The organism is Streptomyces sp. NBC_00016 (assembly GCF_045040885.1).
Lineage (GTDB): Bacteria > Actinomycetota > Actinomycetes > Streptomycetales > Streptomycetaceae > Streptomyces > Streptomyces coriariae.
Map to the genome: position 1 here is coordinate 173,605 of NZ_CP108304.1, position 15,564 is coordinate 189,168.

Below are 15,564 nucleotides of genomic sequence, written 5' to 3' on the forward strand. Positions count from 1 at the left end.
TGAGGCCGTGTGCTCAAGGCCTCAGGCCCGGTGGGCGGCCTCGGCCGGTGTGAGCAGCGCGGCCAGGCGTGTGCCCACGATGCGCGGCCCTTCTCGGGTCAGCACGGATTCCGGGTGGAACTGCAGGGAGGCGAAGCCGGGCCCGCTCAGGGCGTGGACCTCGCCGGTGGCCGCGTCGCGGCTGACCCGGACCGGGCCGACGCCGTCGGCGACGAACTCGTCGTGCTCGGTGAGGAGGGCGAACGTGTTGTAGTAGCCGACGCGTTCGGCGCTGCCGAACAGGTCGATCTGCTTCTGCACGCCCTGGTTGGGCACCGGCCTGCGGCGCAGCGGCAGGCCGAGGCGCAGTCCGAGGACCTGGTGGCTGAGGCACACGGCGAAGAACGGGCGTCCTTCGCGCAGCAGGGTGTCGACAGCCGTGTGCAGGTGCCGCATCTTGGGGTGCGCGAGTTCCTGCGGGTCGCCGGGGCCGGGGCCCATCACGACCAGGTCGTGACCGTCGAAGGAGTACGGCTCGTCGAAGCGGCGGACCGTCACGTGCAGGCCCAGGGACTGAAGTTGCTGGCCCAGCATGGAGGTGAAGGTGTCCTCGGCGTCCACGACGAGGACGCTGCGTCCGGCGAGCTCGGGGCGCGCGGCCGCGCGGGCTTCGGCGTCGGTGAGCCAGAAGTCGGCGATGGAGGCGTTGCGCTGCCCGAGGGCCTGACGGACGACGGGATGGTCGGCGAAGCGTTCGGTGTCCTGTCCGCCGCCGAGGGCGGAGACGAGGGCGGCGGCCTTGGCGTGGGTCTCCGCGGCCTCGGACGCCGGGTCGGAGTGGCGCACGATGGTGGCCCCCACGCCGATGCCGATGCGTCCGTGTGCGCTGATGTCGGCGGTGCGGATGAGGATCGCGGAGTCCATGACGCGCTCGCCGTCGGCGTCCTGGCCGATCAGTGCCGCCACGCCGCTGTAGTAGCCGCGGCCGCCGGGCTCGTACTGGGCGATGATGCGGCAGGCGCTCTGCAGCGGGCTGCCGGTGACGGTGGGCGCGAACATGGTCTGGTGCAGGATGTCGCGCACGTCGCGGTCGGTGCGTCCCTCGATGAAGTACTCGGTGTGCGCGACCTTGGCCATTTCCTTGAGGTAGGGGCCCACGACCCGGCCGTCGCCGGGGCAGATCCGCGCCATCATCTTGAGTTCCTCGTCGAGCACCATGTACAGCTCGTCGGTCTCCTTGCGGTCGCCGAGGAATTCGAGGACGCCGGAGAGGGTGGGTCCGGAGGTGGGGTAGCGGTAGGTGCCGCTGATGGGGTTCATGACGGCCGTGCCGCCCTGGAGGCTGACGTGCCGCTCGGGCGAGGCGCCGACGAGGGTGCGGGTGCCGGTGTGGATGAGGAACGTCCAGTGGGCGCCGGATTCACGGGTCAGGAGCCGGCGGAACAGTGCGGGGGCGCTGCGCGGCCCGTAGTCGGTGATGTCGGCGACGAAGGTGCGTTTGATGACGAAGTTCGCGCCCTCCCCGGTGCCGATCATCTCTTTGACGATGCGGCGCACCACGTCCTCGTAGGCCGCGTCGTCGACGTCGAAGTCGCCGCCGGCGAGCGAGGTCGGTACGTCGGGGATGCGGGCGAGCGCCTCCTCGAGCGGCAGCCGCTGCTGGCCGGTGACGGTCATCGCGACCAGCGGGGTGCCGTCGTCGGCGCAGGCGAAGCCCCGTTCGGCCAGCTGCCGGTAGGGCAGGACGACGAGGACCTCGTGGTGGGCTCCGATGCCGTCGGCCGGGCTCTCGGGCAGCTCGATGTCGGCGAGGGTGGCGGGCAGGGACACCTCGCCGGTCAGTACTTCCATGATGCCGGGGCCGGTGGCGCCGGGCCGGTGCAGCAGCGCGTAGGGCTGGGTGGGCGGGCCGTCCAGGGCGTGCCCGAGCAGGTCGCCCGGGTTCGTGTGCGGGCCGTGCGTCATACGAACACCTCCTTCGCGGTGATGACGCGAGCGCAGCGCTCGGCGGCGTAGGTGAGGGCCGAGCGGTGGTAGTCCTGCGAGAAGTCGGCGGTGGCGTCCGCGACGAAGAACGGCTGGATGTCGTGGGTGAAGGCCTCGACGGCGGTGGCCAGGACGCCGACGTGCGCGTACACCCCGCACAGCACGAGCTGGTCGCGGCCCGCGGCGCGCATCCGCTCCAGCAGGTCGGTCTTGAAGAAGGCGCTGTAGCGCCACTTGGTGAGCAGCCAGTCGTGGCCGGCCGGCGCGAGGGCGTCGACGACCTGGCGGTCCTCGGGCGAGGTCCGCATGCCGGGGCCCCAGAAGTCCTTGAGCAGACCGCGCTGTTCGTCGGTCATGCCGCCGGGCTGGGCGGTGTAGGCGACGGGGACGCCGAGTGCGGCGCAGCGGTCGCGCAGGTGCGCCGCGTTGCGTATCAGGTCGTCGCGCAGGCTGTCGGGAAAGGGTTTGAGGAAGTACCGCTGCATGTCGTGGACGAGGAGGACCGACCGGTGGGCCTCGGCGGTCCAGGACACGGCGGACGGCGGCAGGTCGCCCTCGGCGGGCAGCGGGTATGCGGAGATGGGGGGTATGCCGGTCATGGCTTCGGCTCCTGTTCCTGCTCGGTGCGTGGGGCTCAGGCGGTCCAGGACGAGATCACGGAGACGGCCTGCCACGGGGTGAGGCGGGGGTCGCAGAAGGACGTGTAGCGCTCGCCGACGGTGGCGAGGTCGGCCTCGGTGGCGGCGCACTCCGTGACGTCGTCGGGCGTGGTCTCCAGGTGCAGGCCGCCGGGGACACCGCCGGCGTCGCGCACGGCGGTCACGAAGCGGGAGACCTCGAGCGCGACGGTCTCCACGAGCCGTGTCTTGTGGCCGCTGGGCGCGCTGACGGTGTTGCCGTGCACCGGGTCGGTGAGCCAGATCACCGGGTGACCGGCCGCGCGCACGGCCTCGACCAGGCGGGGCAGGCGGTCGGCCACGTTGCCGGCGCCCATCCGCGCGATCAGGGTGAGCTTGCCCGGGTCGCGCCAGGGGTCGAGCCGCTCGCACAGCGCCAGCAGTTCCTCGGGTTCCATCGAGGGCCCGACCTTGCACGCCACCGGGTTGCTCACCTGGGAGAGCATGGCGACGTGGGCGCCGTCGACCTGGCGGGTGCGCTCGCCGATCCACGGCCAGTGCGTGGAGCCGAGGAAGAGCCGGCCCTGCTCGTCCAGGCGGAGCATGGGCATCTCGTAGTCGAGGAGCAGCGCCTCGTGGCTGGTCCACACCGGGGGGCCGACGACGTCGCGGCCGGCGCCGCGTTCGCGCCAGCCGAGGTGGTCGATGACGTCGCTGGCGGCCATGTAGCCGGTGAGGATGCGCAGCGGGTCGGCGCGGCGGCTCTCGGGGTCGGGTTCCGGGGCGTTGACCATGTGCCCCTTGAACGAGGGGAGTTCGACGCCGTCGACGTCCTCGGTGGGCTTGGACCGGGGCTTGGCGAACTGTCCCGCGATGCGTCCCGCGCGCAGGACCGGCTTGCCGGTGATCAGGCCGAGCGCCCCGGCGAGCAGGTCGAGCACCGCGGCCTTGCGGGCGACGTGGTGCGGCCCGCACTCCTGGGGGTCCTCGGCGCAGTCCCCGGACTGCACCACGAGTGCCTGGCCGAGGGCCACGGAGCCGAGCTGGGTCCGCATGGTGGCCACGTCGTCGGGCTGTACGAGGGTGGGGCGCGAGGCCAGCGCCTCGGTCACCCGGCTCAGTTGGAGAAGGTCGCTCCATTCGGGCTGCTGCAGCGCCCCGCGGACACGAATATCCCGGATGGCGTCCTTCACGACTTCGTTCATGCCGTACTCCGATCCAGCGGTGATGTCGTTGGCGTCAGGAACGTCGTCAGGTCGGGATTCCTGTGCGTTTGATCTCGGGGACCGGAATTCCCAGGGCCCGCAGCTGCTGGAAGGGATTCATGAACTCGCGCTGCCGCTTGATCTTCCCGTCCTCGAACTCGAACGAGTGCAGGAAGTGGTTCTCGTAGTGGCCCTCGGGGTAGTCCCCGAATCGGATCTTTCCGTGGCCGTCGCACTCGACCCAGAAGTGGTCGGGGTCGTCGGTCTCGAAGATCCGGACGTTGTACCACTCCCAGTCGGGGAAGCACGCCAGGGACCAGACGGCGTGTTCGCCGAGCCGGTCCCGGCCGTGGGTGGCGACGGGCGAGCCGGTGTCGGTGGTCCACAGGCCGCCGATGCCGTCCTCGGTGAACAGTTCGTGCCGGCGCAGCCGGTCCTGGCCCCTGGTGTTCATGTACTGCTCGACGACGGCGCGGTTGTGGCGCCGGGTCTCCGACGCGTCGGTGAATGCCTTGGTATCTACTGATTCCGGCACAAGAACCTCTCTGCGTTCTCGGAAGGCGTGTTCTCGGAAGGCGTGTTCTCGGAAGGTGTGTTCTCGGAAGGTGTGTTCTCGGGAAAACGGGACGCATTGCGGCGGGTCTCGGTGACGCTGTCGCCGTCGAACTTCTCGGCGAGGGCGTCCGGACCCGGATCGGTGCGGTGTCCGGACCCGGCCGCACGGTCGTCACGGGTTTTCGCGGCACAGCGGCGCGCGGGCCCCTGCGCGGGCGCGACGGCGTGGTGTGCCGATGCAGGGATGCGGGGGGGAGAGAACGCCGTCGACTCACTGCCATACATGACGGATGCATGTTTTTGGGCAGGAAAGGCGTGCTCAAATAGTGACACGGATGAAACCCGCGCGCCAAGCGCCCCTTGACGTGACCTCGGTCACGTCAAGGGGCCTTTTTTCAGGGGGAGTTGCGCATGTGTGCATCCGTCATGAAGTGCGCTGCGTCGCGCTGATCGCCATGGCGGTCAGCTCTTCCTTCGCGTCATCGGTGGCGCTGCTCTCCCGCAGTGCGGCAAGGGCCCGCTCGGTGCGCCGGGTGATGTCGCGTTCGATGTGGTCCACCGCGCCCACCTCGGTGATGACGGCGCGCATCGCGGCGAGTTCGTCGTCACTGATCTCGGTCCCGATCTTGGCCCTGAGGAATTTCGCCGCGTCCGGATCGCGTTCGTCGGCGTAACCGAGCGCGGCCGCGAACAGCATCGTGCGCTTGCCCTGGATCAGGTCGCCGCCGGACGGCTTGCCGGTCTCCTCGGGGGTGCCGAACACGCCCAGCAGGTCGTCGCGCAGCTGGAACGCGACGCCGATGTCGCGTCCGAAGGCGCGGTAGGCGGCGACGAGTCCGGGGTCCGCGCCGACGATCGCGGCACCGATGTGCAGCGGGCGCTCCACCGTGTAGGAGGCCGTCTTGTACTGGTTGACGCGCAGCGGCGTAGCGATGTCCTCGTCGCCCGCCGCCTCGGCCGTCACATCGAGCAGCTGGCCGAAGAGGACCTCGGTGCGAAGCGCCGACCACACCGGGGACACCCGTGCCAGCGCCGGTGCCGGCAGCCCGCTGGTGTGGATCAGGTCGTCGGCCCAGCCCTGGGCGAGGTCTCCGGTCAGGATCGCGGCGCCGGTGCCGAACAGTTCCGAGTTGCCGTTCCAGCACTGCTGCCGGTGCCGGTCGGCGAACATCACGTGTGCGGCCCGGGCGCCCCGGCGGGTGGGGGACGCGTCGACGACGTCGTCGTGGATGAGGGCGGAGGCATGGAACAGTTCCAGCGCGGCGCAGATACGCACCACCGCCTGGGCCGTGGCGTCCTCGGCGTCACCTCCGGCGCCGAGCCAGCCGAGCCAGGCGAAGGTCGGGCGGACGCGCTTGCCGCCGCGCAGCACATAGGTCTCCAACTCGGCGACCGCGTCGACGCAGGCCGGGCCGATCGCCGCGGCCTCGTCCCGGCGGGCGGCGAAGAACAGGCGGAGCGCGTCCTCGACGACCTCCACGGGGCTGGTTCGGGTGCTCGTCATTGCGTCAACTTCCCTGGTCTCTTCGAAAGTCGGGACAGCAGCGTCCGGCGGGTCGGCCGGGGCTGCCACGGGGAGTACACCTGGAGCTCGGAGAGCTCCTCGCCGCCCGCCGTCACGCACAGAGGGGCGGAAGGAGTCGCCGTCGGGGTCTCGCGCGACGTTCACCGGTGCCCACGCCGAACGCGATCACGCGCGGGGCGGTCCTGCCGGCTCCTCGGTGACCGAGGAGAGGCGTGCTGGTTGCGTGGTCTCGGACCTTGCTCCTGCGTGGTCCGTGCTCGCCGTGCTCCTTCGCGTACGGGTCCCAGTATCGAAGCGGTGACTCGATGTCCGGTCGAGTCCCGTTCACGCGCGCAGCAGGCCGCCGGCCGCAATGGAGCCTTTCTGCATCTGAGGTCGAACTTCCGCTACGGGTAAGGAATTCGGTGGCCGCACGCTCCTAGGATGCGCCGGGAACCCCCCACCCGGGGCGTGCCCGCCGCCCGCCGTCCTGACTCGGCGGCGGCGGGCACGCCCCGCCCCTCCTGCGGACCGTGCGACGGCCGCCGCAGTCAGCGCCGAGGAGCCGGTGTGATCAAAGCCGAGGAGTTCGCGAGGCTGCGGCCCCTGCTGTTCGCGATCGCCTACCGGATCGTGGGTGACGAGCGAACGGCCCGGTACGCCGTCCAGGCGGCCTGGCTGCGCTGGATGGCCGCGCCTGCGCGGCCCGAGCCGGCCGAGGGGTATCTGGCGGCCGAGGTCACCCGGGTGGCGGCCAGGGCCCTGCGCTCGGCCCGCGCCGAGCGGGGAGAACTCGTCGGTCCGCTCCTCGGCGACGGCCCCGGGGACGCGGACCGGCCGGCGGAGCTGGCGGACTCGCTGTCGCTGTCGGCCCTGCTGGTGCTGGAGCGGCTGTCCCCGCTCGAGCGCGCCGTCTTCGTGCTGCACGAGGCGTTCGGATGCGACGAGGCGCGGATCGCGTCGGCCCTCGGGTGCTCCCAGGAGGCCTGCCGCCAGCTCCTCGCCGCCGTCGCGGCGGTCAGCGACGGCGGGCGCGAGCCGCTGCCCTGGCCGTCGTGCGTGGAGGGCGCCGGGAACGCCGCCCGGGTGATCGCCGCGATCGTCGCGCCCCTGGTGCGCGTCGGCGTCACGCTCGAGGAGAGCCGGGTCGGTGCCAGGCCCGGCTGGGTCTTCCGCGACCGGGACGGCGCCGTCCTGCACACCATGGTGCTCGACGTCGTGGACGGGCGGGTCCAGCGCGTCCACCTGGTCGTCCACCCCGGCAACGACCGGCACGCCGACCCGGTGGCCGAGGCCTGCGCCCTGCTCCGCGAGGCGAACCGGGCCCGCTGAGCGGCCTGCTCCGGGTGGGGCGTTCGTGTGCCGGCTCCCCCGGTGCCCGGCTCTCCCCCGCCTTCCGGTTCTGCCCCGTCTTCCGGCTCAGCCCCGTCTTCCGGTTCTGCCCCGTCTTCCGGCTCAGCCCGCCGTGTCCCGTTCCGGCGGCAGGATCAGGGTCGGTTCGAGGACGACACGGGGCACGGGTTCGGGGTCCGGGTCCGGCCGGGCCAGTTCGGCGCGCACGCCCCGCTGCTGCCGCCATCCCGCCTGGGCGGCGACGACGGCGACGTAGGGGATGACGACCCCGCCGACCAGCGCGCACACCGCGACGGCCGGCCAGCGGCTCCAGGTGAGCGCCATCACGACCACGCAGGCGCTGCGCACCAGCATGGCCGTGACATAGCGGCGCTGACGGCCGCGCAGATCCTGCGTCAGGCCGATGCGGGCCCCGGTGATGGAATCGGCCCGGGTTGCGCCCCGGCGCCATGGACTGCGGCTCATCGGACCTCCGTGGGTCGGGGCAACTGGGGCGGGCGGCCGTCGCCCTGCCGAAGGCGCGCTCCCCGTCCGCCGCGCACACGGCCCGGCGGGCGTGGCACGACAGCGGCGCGGGTGACCGTCCCCTGATCACCCGCGCCGTGTGTTCACCGGCCGGCCGTGCGTGCCGTGCCCGGGTCAGTGCACCTGCTGGTCCTGCTCCCGCTCACCGATGGCGGCGTGTCCGGCGTCGACCGGGTGCCCGTTGAGCGAGGACGCGTGGCCGTTGGGCGAGGGCGCGTGGCCGAGGTGCTCCAGGGCGCGTTGCATCTCCTGCACGGTCGGCGTGGGGACCTCGTCGCCGTACAGCCAGCGGCTGAGCCGGTGGCGCCGCCGCTTCCCGCGGATGTCCGGGTCGGGTACGCCGTCCTCGTCCGCCGGCTCCGGAGCCGGCAGGACTTCGGGTATCTCCCTGGACAGCAGCTTGTACTCCAGCCCGCGGTCGATGCGCTCGTGGACCTCGACGAACTCGCCGTGCGGCAGCCGCTTGATCCGTCCGGTCTCGCGGCCGTGGAGGAGCTTGTCGCGGTCGCGCCGCTGCAGGCCGAGGCAGATCCGCTTGGTGATGACGTACACCAGCATCGGGACGAGGAAGAGTCCGATGCGCACGGCCCAGGTGATCGAGTTCAGGGACAGGTGGAAGCGCTCGGCCAGGACGTCGTTGGCGCCGCCGAAGAACAGCACCAGGTAGAAGGAGACGAAGGCGAGGCCGAACGCGGTGCGGGTGGGCTTCTCGCGGGGCCGGTCCAGCAGGTGGTGTTCGCGTTTGTCGCCGGTGCCCCAGGCCTCCAGGAACGGCCACATGGCGAACACCACCATCATGACCCCGGGCAGGATGACGGCCGGCAGCAGGACGCTCATGTTGACGGTGTAGCCGCCGGGCAGGACGAACTCCCAGGCGGGCATGGCGCGCAGGGCGCCTTCGAGGAAGCCCATGTACCAGTCGGGCTGGGAGCCCTGGGAGATCTGGTCGGAGCGGTAGGGGCCGTAGGTCCACACGGGGTTGATCTGGGCGATGCCGGCCAACAGCGCGAGCAGGCCGGAGACGAGGAAGAAGAACCCGCCGGCCTTGGCCGTGTAGTGCGGCATCAGGGGCTGGCCGACGACGTTGTTGTTGGTACGGCCGGGGCCCCGGAACTGGGTGTGCTTGTGGTAGAAGACCAGGAGCAGGTGGAGGGCGACCAGGGCCAGGACGATGCCCGGGATCAGCAGGATGTGGATGCTGTAGAACCGGGGGATGACGTCGTGTCCCGGGTATTCGCCGCCGAACAGGAACAGCGTCAGATAGGTGCCGACCACCGGGATGGCGAGCGTGACGCCTTCGGCGATGCGCAGGCCGGTGCCGGAGAGCAGGTCGTCGGGGAGTGAGTATCCGACGAAGCCCTCCAGGGTGACCAGCACGAGGATCACGAAGCCGATCAGCCAGTTGGCCTCGCGCGGCTTGCGGAACGATCCGGTGAGGAAGTGCCGCAGCGTGTGCATCATGAGCGCGCCGATCATGATCAGCGCGGACCAGTGGTGCAGCTGACGGATGAACAGGCCGCCGCGCACATCGAAACTGATCTCGATGGTGGTGGCGTAGGCCTGGGACATCGGGATGCCGTGCAGCGGGGCGTACGACCCGTCGTAGACCGTCTCGGTCATGCTCGGGTCGAAGAACATCGTGAGCCAGACACCGGTGAGGATCAGCACGATGAAGCTGTAGAGCGCAATCTCGCCGATCATGAACGACCAGTGGTCGGGAAAGACCTTGCGGACCAGAAACCGCAAGCTGTAGATCCCGAGCCGCCCGTCCGCCCAGTCGGCGACGCGTTCGCCCTTGGACGGTAATGTGCGCGCGCCCTGTGGCGCCTCTTCGGTCGTGCTCATACCTGCGCGCCCTCCCCTCGCCGCTCGGCTGTCACAGGCACACCTACGCCGGCCGGCGAGCGGTCGGTGGTGAGGACGGCCTGCCGCGGCGCAAGCGGGCCCGTGCCCTGGAGCGGATGAAACGCTATCGACGCGTGGTGAACCCGAACAACCGCGCTCAAGTGATCCTCGAGTGGCGGCTCCAGTGACTCTTGAGAGAGTCGTGGGGCACGCGCCTGTGAGCGGACTGCTGTGCCGGCGACCGGTTGCTCCTCCTCTGTCATGACGCAGAGCGTATGAGGGTGCGAGGTGGGCCGCGACGGCGTTGATTGCGCCATGTGGCGTGTAAACGCTGGGGAGTTCACGGTCGTCGGCGATCGCCGGCCGGGGCCGCGGCGGGCCAGTGGGCCGAGGAGCCGGCGGGGCGGGGCGCGGTGGAGCCGGTGGTGACGCCGATGACGGGTGCCGTGGGCACGGCGGGCCGGCGCCGGCGGGCGTCGGGGGTGTGGGTGGCGGTGGGCGGCGCCGCGGGGACCTCGGCCCGGGGGCGCAGCGCGGCCCGCAGGGCGCGCGGCCGCAGGGCGGCGGGCGGGGCGAGGGACTCGTGCGCGAGCAGCAGCAGTGTCGCCGCATGCCGGTCGGCGGTCGCGGCGGCCGCGAGCCGGGACGCGTACCGCCTGCCGAGCCGGCCGCGCAGCCCGCTCGGCGGGCCCAGGGGTCCGGTGCTCGAGCGCCAGGCGGGGGCGATGCGGTGGGCCAGGGCCCGGCGCAGGCGGTAGCCGATGCCGACGGCGGTGCCGTGGGCGGTGAGCAGATGGTCGAGGACGAGAGCACACTCCACGGCGAAGGTCATGCCGTGGCCGTGGGCCGGGTCGAGAGCGGCGAGGGCGTCACCGACGACGAGGAACTGGTCGGGAAAGCGCCGCAGCTTGTCGTAGTGCCGCCAGCGGCTCTCGGCGCGGCAGGTGTAGACGGGGCCGAGCGGGGTGGCGGTCTCGATGAGGTCGCGCAGCAGCGGCTCGCGCAGGGAGCCGGCGGCGTGCAGGAGTTCCGCGTGGTCGGTGGGCGGCCGGGTGCCGTCGCCGGCGCCGATCGTCACCGACCAGCGGCCGCCCTCGACGGGGTGGAGCACGGCCTGGCGCGGGTCGCCGGGCGCGGCCATGTGCATCAGGCTCTTGAAGTCGGCGACATGGCCGACCGGCGGCGCGTACAGGGTGGTGGCGTACGTCGTCCCGGCGGCGGCCGCGGATTCGTCGGGCGGCGTGTAGCCCGCCTCGGCGAGCCACTGCGGGGCGCGGGAGCCGCGTCCGCAGGCGTCCACCACGAACTCGGCGGCGATCAGGCGCCGGGGGGCGAACCCGTCGGGGGCCTTGCGGTCCCGGCCGCGGGCCCATACGCCGGTGACGGTGTCCTGAGGGCCGGGCTGGAGGGCGACGACCTCGTGCTCGGGCAGGAAGGTCACCTTGGGGTCGGCGCGCAGCCGGTCGCGTACCGTCGCGTCGATCAGGTCGCGGCCGGCGCTGAGCAGGGTGAGGCCCGCGTCGAAGCGGGGCAGCCAGCCGGCCGGGCCGAGCAGCAGCATGTCCTCGGGGACGCGGACGTGGACCGCTCCGGCGCGCACGAGTTCCTGGCGGATACCGGGGAACAGCCGCTGAAGGCCCTCGGTGGCGGCGGTCGTGAGGCTGTGGGTGTGCCGGGCCTGGGGCACGCCGCGGCGGCGGCCGGGGCCGCGGGGCAGCCAGTCGCGTTCGATCACGGTGACCCGGTCCATGAATGCCCCCAGCGCCCGCGCCGCGGTGAGCCCGGCGAGGCCGGAGCCGATCACCACGGCATGGCCGTGCCCCCCGCTTGTGTCGGCAACACGTGCGTCCAGACCCAACTCGGCCGCCTCCCCTGTGCGTTGTGCTTGCATCATGCGCCGCGGGGCCGTCGAGGCGGCCAGGTTCAGCGGCGTCTCGAGCGGCATTCGAGGGGGGCACGAGAGGGATTCGAGTACGGGCACGGGGCGGGTGCGGGCAGGAAGGCCCGGCCGGCGGGCTCCGGCCGCGGTCCGCACAGGGTTCGGCCGTGCCGTCCGGGGGTGCTCCGGGCTCGGTGCCGGGGGGCTCGCGGGCCTGTGCCGCGGCGCGGTGCCCGCGGGTGCGTCATGACAGCGCGGGCGGCTCCCGGCAGCCCGCGCCAGGGCGGCGCACGCCGGCGTCGGCGTGCGCCGCTCTGCTCCGTATGCCGTGGGGAGGTGCTCAGGGCGACGGGGTCCGCGTGCGCTGCGGTGCCGTCGTCAGGGCCCGGTCCACGAGCGGGCCGGCGACGCCCGTGTATCCGGCCGGGTCGAGCAGGGCCGTCACCTCCTCGCGGCTCAGCACGCCCGCCAGTTGCGGGAGTTCGGCCAGGATGTCGCCGAGCGGCAGACCCGTGCGGGAGGCGAGCACCGAGGCCTGGGTGAGCAGTTCCTTGGCGGCCGTCTTTCCCATGCGCGGGGCGAGGACGGCCGAGACGCGTTCGGAGACGAGCCGGCCGCCGGTCGCCTGGAGGTTGACCCGCATCCGCTCCGGGTGGACGGCGAGCCCCCGGGCGAGTTCGACGGCCGTGTGCGCGGCGCCGCCGGTCAGCCGCAGGGCCTCGCGCAGCGGCTGCCATTCGGCGTGCCACATCCCGGCCGACCGCTCGTCCTCGGTGGGCAGGCACTGGAGAAGTACGGTGGCCAGCGCGGGCACCTGGAGGGCGGCGGAGCGGATCAGGGTGGCGAGCACGGGGTTGCGCTTGTGCGGCATCGCCGAGGAGGCGCCCCTCCCGGCGACCGACGGCTCGGCCACTTCGCCGATCTCGGTGCGGGTGAGCACCAGCACGTCCGCGGCGATCTTGCCGAGGGCGCCGGCGGTGTGGGCGAGCGCGGTCCCCAGGTCGGCGACCGGGGTGCGCAGGGCGTGCCAGGGCAGTACGGGTACGGCCAGGCCCGTCTCGTCGGCGAACGCGGCGCCGAGCGAGTCGAGTACGCGGGCGGGGTCGGCGCCCTCACCGGCGTACTGGAGGTAGCCGGCGAGCGTGCCGGCCGCGCCGCCGAGCGCGACCGGGAGCCCGCCGCCGGTGAGCCGTTCCAGGCGTTCGGCGGCGTCCAGGACCAGCCCGCGCCACCCGGCCGCCTTCAGGCCGAAGGTGGTGGGCACGGCGTGCAGGGCGAGGGTGCGGCCCGCCATCACGGTGTCCCGGTGCGCGGCGGCGAGTGCGGCCAGCGCGTCGGCCACCGCCCGCAGGTCGGCGACGATCAGCCGTAGCGCCCGCTGGGCGACCAGCATCGCACCGGTGTCGAAGACGTCCTGGCTGGTCGAGCCACGGTGCACGTACTCGGCGGCCTGCGGGGAGCGTTCGGCGACGACGGCGGTGAAGGCCTTGACCAGGCCCACGACCGGGTTCGCGGTCTCCCGCGCGGCCAGCGCCAGTTCGCGTACGTCGAGCAGGTCGGCGTGGGCGGCGGCGGTGATGGCCGCGGCCGCCTGGGCGGGGACCGTGCCGCAGCGGGCCTGGGCGCGGGCCAGCCCCGCCTCCGCGTCGAGCATCGCCTGCAGCCAGGCGCGGTCGCCGACGGCGGCCTCGACGGGGGTGCCCGCCCTGACCGGCGACAGCAGCCCGGCGTCCAGGTGGGCGCCGAGGACGTGCGTGCGCTGGTCCTCGTACAGGGAGGTCATGCGCTCGCCCTCGCTTTCCTGGTCTTCGGTTGCGGTGCGGCAGTGGGCAGTTCGGGCAGGGCGAGGACGGCCGCCGCGATCGCGTCGGAGTCTTCGAGGGTGACCGAGCCGACGCCCGGTCTGATGCCGGCGGCGGTGACCCAGTGCACGGACTCGGTGGGCACCCCGTAGGCGAAGCGCCGCGGATGCGGGACCCCTTGGGCGTCGAGGAGCCGGTAGGGCCGCTCGGAGACGGCGAGGCCACCGGTCTCGTAGTCGGCGCCGCCGTGACCGTCCGGTCCGGGAATGCGGAAGGGGCGGCACTGTCCGGTGCGCAGCAGCTGGCTCATCAGCGGGTCCGCGGTGCGCCGCAGGTCGGTCTCGGGCAGGCGGGCCTCGATGAGGACGGTGGCCCGCACCCGCACCCCGGGTATCTCGCTCGACGTCGCCGTGAAGCAGGGGCCGAGCGGGTCGTCCTCGTCGGTGGCCACGCGCAGGCCGGGGCCGGTCACGTCGAGGATGCCGGCGTCCAGGAGCGCGGCCATCTCCTCGATGCGGGAGACGGGCGGGCCGATGGACAGATAGGCGTTGAGCGGGGTGTACCAGCCGTCGAGGTGGTCACGGTGGGACTCGGCGCTCAGGCCGGCGTGGTCGACGGCGAGCCGCAGCTCGTTGCGCAGGTCCCGCAGGACGTCGAGGGCGGCCTTGAACGGTCCGCTGACGTTGCCCTGGCGGGCCAGGCGGACGTCCTCGTCGAGGTGGCCGCGCAGCCAGGTGCGGAAGGCGGCCTGGTCGGTGAGGGCGCGGCTGCCGTAGGGGCGCGCGACGCGCTCCCAGTCCCAGCGCTCGGCGGCGGGGACACCGCTGTCGTCGAGGAGCCGGGCCTCCTCCTCCCCCGGTTCGGCGTGCAGAAACTTTTCGACGAAGTCCTCGATGACGGACGGGGGTTCACCGCGCGCCGCGAGCAGCGCCGCGTAGGAGACGCCGCACACCTCCTTGGTGATGAGCGGCCACAGGTCGGCGGCGAAGTCGATGGCTGCGCGCTGCGGGTCGCGGCCGCGCAGCCCGGCGATGTGGCCGGCGGTCAGCAGCCTGGGGTGGTGGCGGCCGTGGGCGCCCTTCTCGTTCTCGCCGCGCGCCTGGTAGGGCACGCCGCGCCGGGAGCCGGCGTACAGGCGCGGTTCGCGGCCGGAGGGCCGGTAGACGAGCCGGCCGTCGACGCGGGTGAAGGCGCCGCCCCGGCCGTGGGTGAACAGGGCCAGGTAGTCGAAGAAGTTGAGCCCGAGCCCGCGCAGCAGCACGGGCTCGCCGGGCCTGATGCCGGACAGGTCCACGTCGGCCGGGTTGGCCGGGGCCAGGTAGGTCAGCCCGTGGCGTTCGGCGTACGCGCTCATCTCGCGCTGCGCGCCGGAGGGTTCGACCGGCACATGGCCCTGGGCGAGGACGACCGCGGACATCGCGGCGAGCCGGGTGCCGTCCTCCAGGACGACGGTCTGCGGCCCCGCCCCGCCGGCCTTCTCGCCGGCCTCGTCCTCGAGGGCGACGGCGCGTACCGCGTGCGTGCGCACCGTCACGTGGGCGGCGGCGTTGGCGACGACCCGCCGGAACGCCCATGTCAGATAGCAGCCGTACAGGGCGCGCGTGGGGTAGCTGTCGGGGCCGAGCCGGTCGGCCTCGGCAAGGACGTCGTCGCCGTATCCGCACTGCGCGTCGGTCTCCAGGGTGCCCGAGGTCAGGGCCTTCGCCCACTGGTACAGGCTCGGCCCCTCGTCCAGCGGGCCGTCGATGCGGACGCTGGCGTCGGTGTAGACCGTGACCTGCGAGGCCACGGTGTTCATCAGCAGGTGGCGGGACTGCGTCGGGCGCCACACCCGTCCCGCGCCCGGCGGGTCCGGATCGACCACGTGGACGGTGACGGCGTCCCAGCGCGGCGACTTCCGTTCCTGCGCACAGAGCCGTTCCAGTACGGAAAGGCCGCGCGGTCCCGCGCCGACGAGACAGATCTGCACATGCGTCATGGCTCCGCTTCCTGTGGACACGGTGGGCTCTCCTGGTGCCGGGCAGCCGGCCGGGACCGGGTCGCCCGGGACCCTCGGAGAGGCCGCCGGTGTGCGCGGCCCTGCGGTGCCTGCGACGCTTACTGCGCGTTCGCCTCCATGCGTACCGTCCACAGTGCCTCCTTTCTCCGCCACCGTCGGGCCAGGCGCTCAACAAAGGCTCAGATTCGGGTGGAACCTCGCTCGAGAAACGGGAAGGCGGCGCGGAATCCGGCATTCGGCGCTCCCTGGCGGGCCGCGAACGGGGCTGTATCGGGACTCCAGCGCGGGTCGGTAGGTTCGTCGAAAAGCGTCACC

11 protein-coding genes are annotated in these 15,564 nt (G+C 72.8%); 1 reads left to right on the forward strand and 10 read right to left on the reverse strand.

The annotated features are described in order from the left end of the window. Positions 1-21: 21 nt before the first annotated feature. The 5 genes from OG933_RS00815 to OG933_RS00835 all read right to left on the reverse strand — a co-directional run bounded on the left by OG933_RS00815 (position 22) and on the right by OG933_RS00835 (position 5,846). Entirely contained in the window at positions 22-1,944 is a 1,923-nt protein-coding gene (locus OG933_RS00815) for an anthranilate synthase family protein (protein ID WP_405624806.1), read from the reverse strand. Further along, on the reverse strand, positions 1,941-2,564 hold the full coding sequence (locus OG933_RS00820; RefSeq protein ID WP_362536243.1) for an isochorismatase family protein: 624 nt from the start codon (positions 2,562-2,564) through the stop codon (positions 1,941-1,943). The genes OG933_RS00815 and OG933_RS00820 overlap by 4 nt, the downstream gene beginning before the upstream one ends. 35 nt (positions 2,565-2,599) lie before the next feature. Continuing rightward, positions 2,600-3,787 carry a 3-deoxy-7-phosphoheptulonate synthase gene (locus tag OG933_RS00825; RefSeq protein ID WP_362536241.1) on the reverse strand — a complete coding sequence of 396 codons (1,188 nt, stop codon included), beginning with the start codon at positions 3,785-3,787 and terminating at the stop codon, positions 2,600-2,602. A 46-nt stretch (positions 3,788-3,833) separates the two neighbouring features. Then, complete coding sequence (locus OG933_RS00830; protein WP_362536239.1) at positions 3,834-4,322, reverse strand: PhzA/PhzB family protein; 489 nt, start codon at positions 4,320-4,322, stop codon at positions 3,834-3,836. Between the two features lie 444 nt (positions 4,323-4,766). After that, entirely contained in the window at positions 4,767-5,846 is a 1,080-nt protein-coding gene (locus OG933_RS00835; RefSeq protein ID WP_405624807.1) for a polyprenyl synthetase family protein, read from the reverse strand. Positions 5,847-6,416: 570 nt separating this feature from the next. Here OG933_RS00835 and OG933_RS00840 point away from each other — a divergent pair. Next, positions 6,417-7,178, forward strand: a complete 762-nt coding sequence (locus OG933_RS00840; protein ID WP_362536235.1) for a sigma factor-like helix-turn-helix DNA-binding protein — start codon at positions 6,417-6,419, stop codon at positions 7,176-7,178. Between the two features lie 123 nt (positions 7,179-7,301). Here OG933_RS00840 and OG933_RS00845 read toward each other — a convergent pair whose 3' ends face one another. The 5 genes from OG933_RS00845 to OG933_RS00865 form a co-directional block, all read right to left on the reverse strand. Next, the gene (locus tag OG933_RS00845; protein ID WP_362536233.1) at positions 7,302-7,664 is read right to left on the reverse strand and encodes a DUF3099 domain-containing protein; all 363 of its coding nucleotides are present in this window, start codon (positions 7,662-7,664) and stop codon (positions 7,302-7,304) included. Positions 7,665-7,838: 174 nt separating this feature from the next. Then, a complete protein-coding gene (locus OG933_RS00850; RefSeq protein WP_405624808.1) occupies positions 7,839-9,569 on the reverse strand; it encodes a cytochrome bc complex cytochrome b subunit in 1,731 nt (576 codons plus the stop codon). A 340-nt stretch (positions 9,570-9,909) separates the two neighbouring features. Next, the gene (locus tag OG933_RS00855) at positions 9,910-11,514 is read right to left on the reverse strand and encodes an FAD-dependent oxidoreductase (RefSeq protein ID WP_405624809.1); all 1,605 of its coding nucleotides are present in this window, start codon (positions 11,512-11,514) and stop codon (positions 9,910-9,912) included. 274 nt (positions 11,515-11,788) lie between these two features. Next, positions 11,789-13,231: a 3-carboxy-cis,cis-muconate cycloisomerase gene (gene pcaB / locus OG933_RS00860; RefSeq protein ID WP_362536227.1), complete on the reverse strand. Its 1,443-nt coding sequence runs from the start codon at positions 13,229-13,231 to the stop codon at positions 11,789-11,791. After that, positions 13,228-15,228: an FAD/NAD(P)-binding protein gene (locus OG933_RS00865; protein ID WP_405624810.1), complete on the reverse strand. Its 2,001-nt coding sequence runs from the start codon at positions 15,226-15,228 to the stop codon at positions 13,228-13,230. The genes pcaB and OG933_RS00865 overlap by 4 nt, the downstream gene beginning before the upstream one ends. Positions 15,229-15,564: the final 336 nt, after the last annotated feature.

Bases quoted from the DNA above. Each gene is read 5' to 3' on its own strand.
- OG933_RS00815 (WP_405624806.1), bottom strand. From the start codon at position 1,944: ATGACGCACGGCCCGCACACGAACCCGGGCGACCTGCTCGGGCACGCC.
- OG933_RS00820 (WP_362536243.1), bottom strand. From the start codon at position 2,564: ATGACCGGCATACCCCCCATCTCCGCATACCCGCTGCCCGCCGAGGGC.
- OG933_RS00825 (WP_362536241.1), bottom strand. From the start codon at position 3,787: ATGAACGAAGTCGTGAAGGACGCCATCCGGGATATTCGTGTCCGCGGG.
- OG933_RS00835 (WP_405624807.1), bottom strand. From the start codon at position 5,846: ATGACGAGCACCCGAACCAGCCCCGTGGAGGTCGTCGAGGACGCGCTC.
- OG933_RS00845 (WP_362536233.1), bottom strand. From the start codon at position 7,664: ATGAGCCGCAGTCCATGGCGCCGGGGCGCAACCCGGGCCGATTCCATC.
- OG933_RS00850 (WP_405624808.1), bottom strand. From the start codon at position 9,569: ATGAGCACGACCGAAGAGGCGCCACAGGGCGCGCGCACATTACCGTCC.
- OG933_RS00855 (WP_405624809.1), bottom strand. From the start codon at position 11,514: ATGCCGCTCGAGACGCCGCTGAACCTGGCCGCCTCGACGGCCCCGCGG.
- pcaB (WP_362536227.1), bottom strand. From the start codon at position 13,231: ATGACCTCCCTGTACGAGGACCAGCGCACGCACGTCCTCGGCGCCCAC.
- OG933_RS00865 (WP_405624810.1), bottom strand. From the start codon at position 15,228: ATGACGCATGTGCAGATCTGTCTCGTCGGCGCGGGACCGCGCGGCCTT.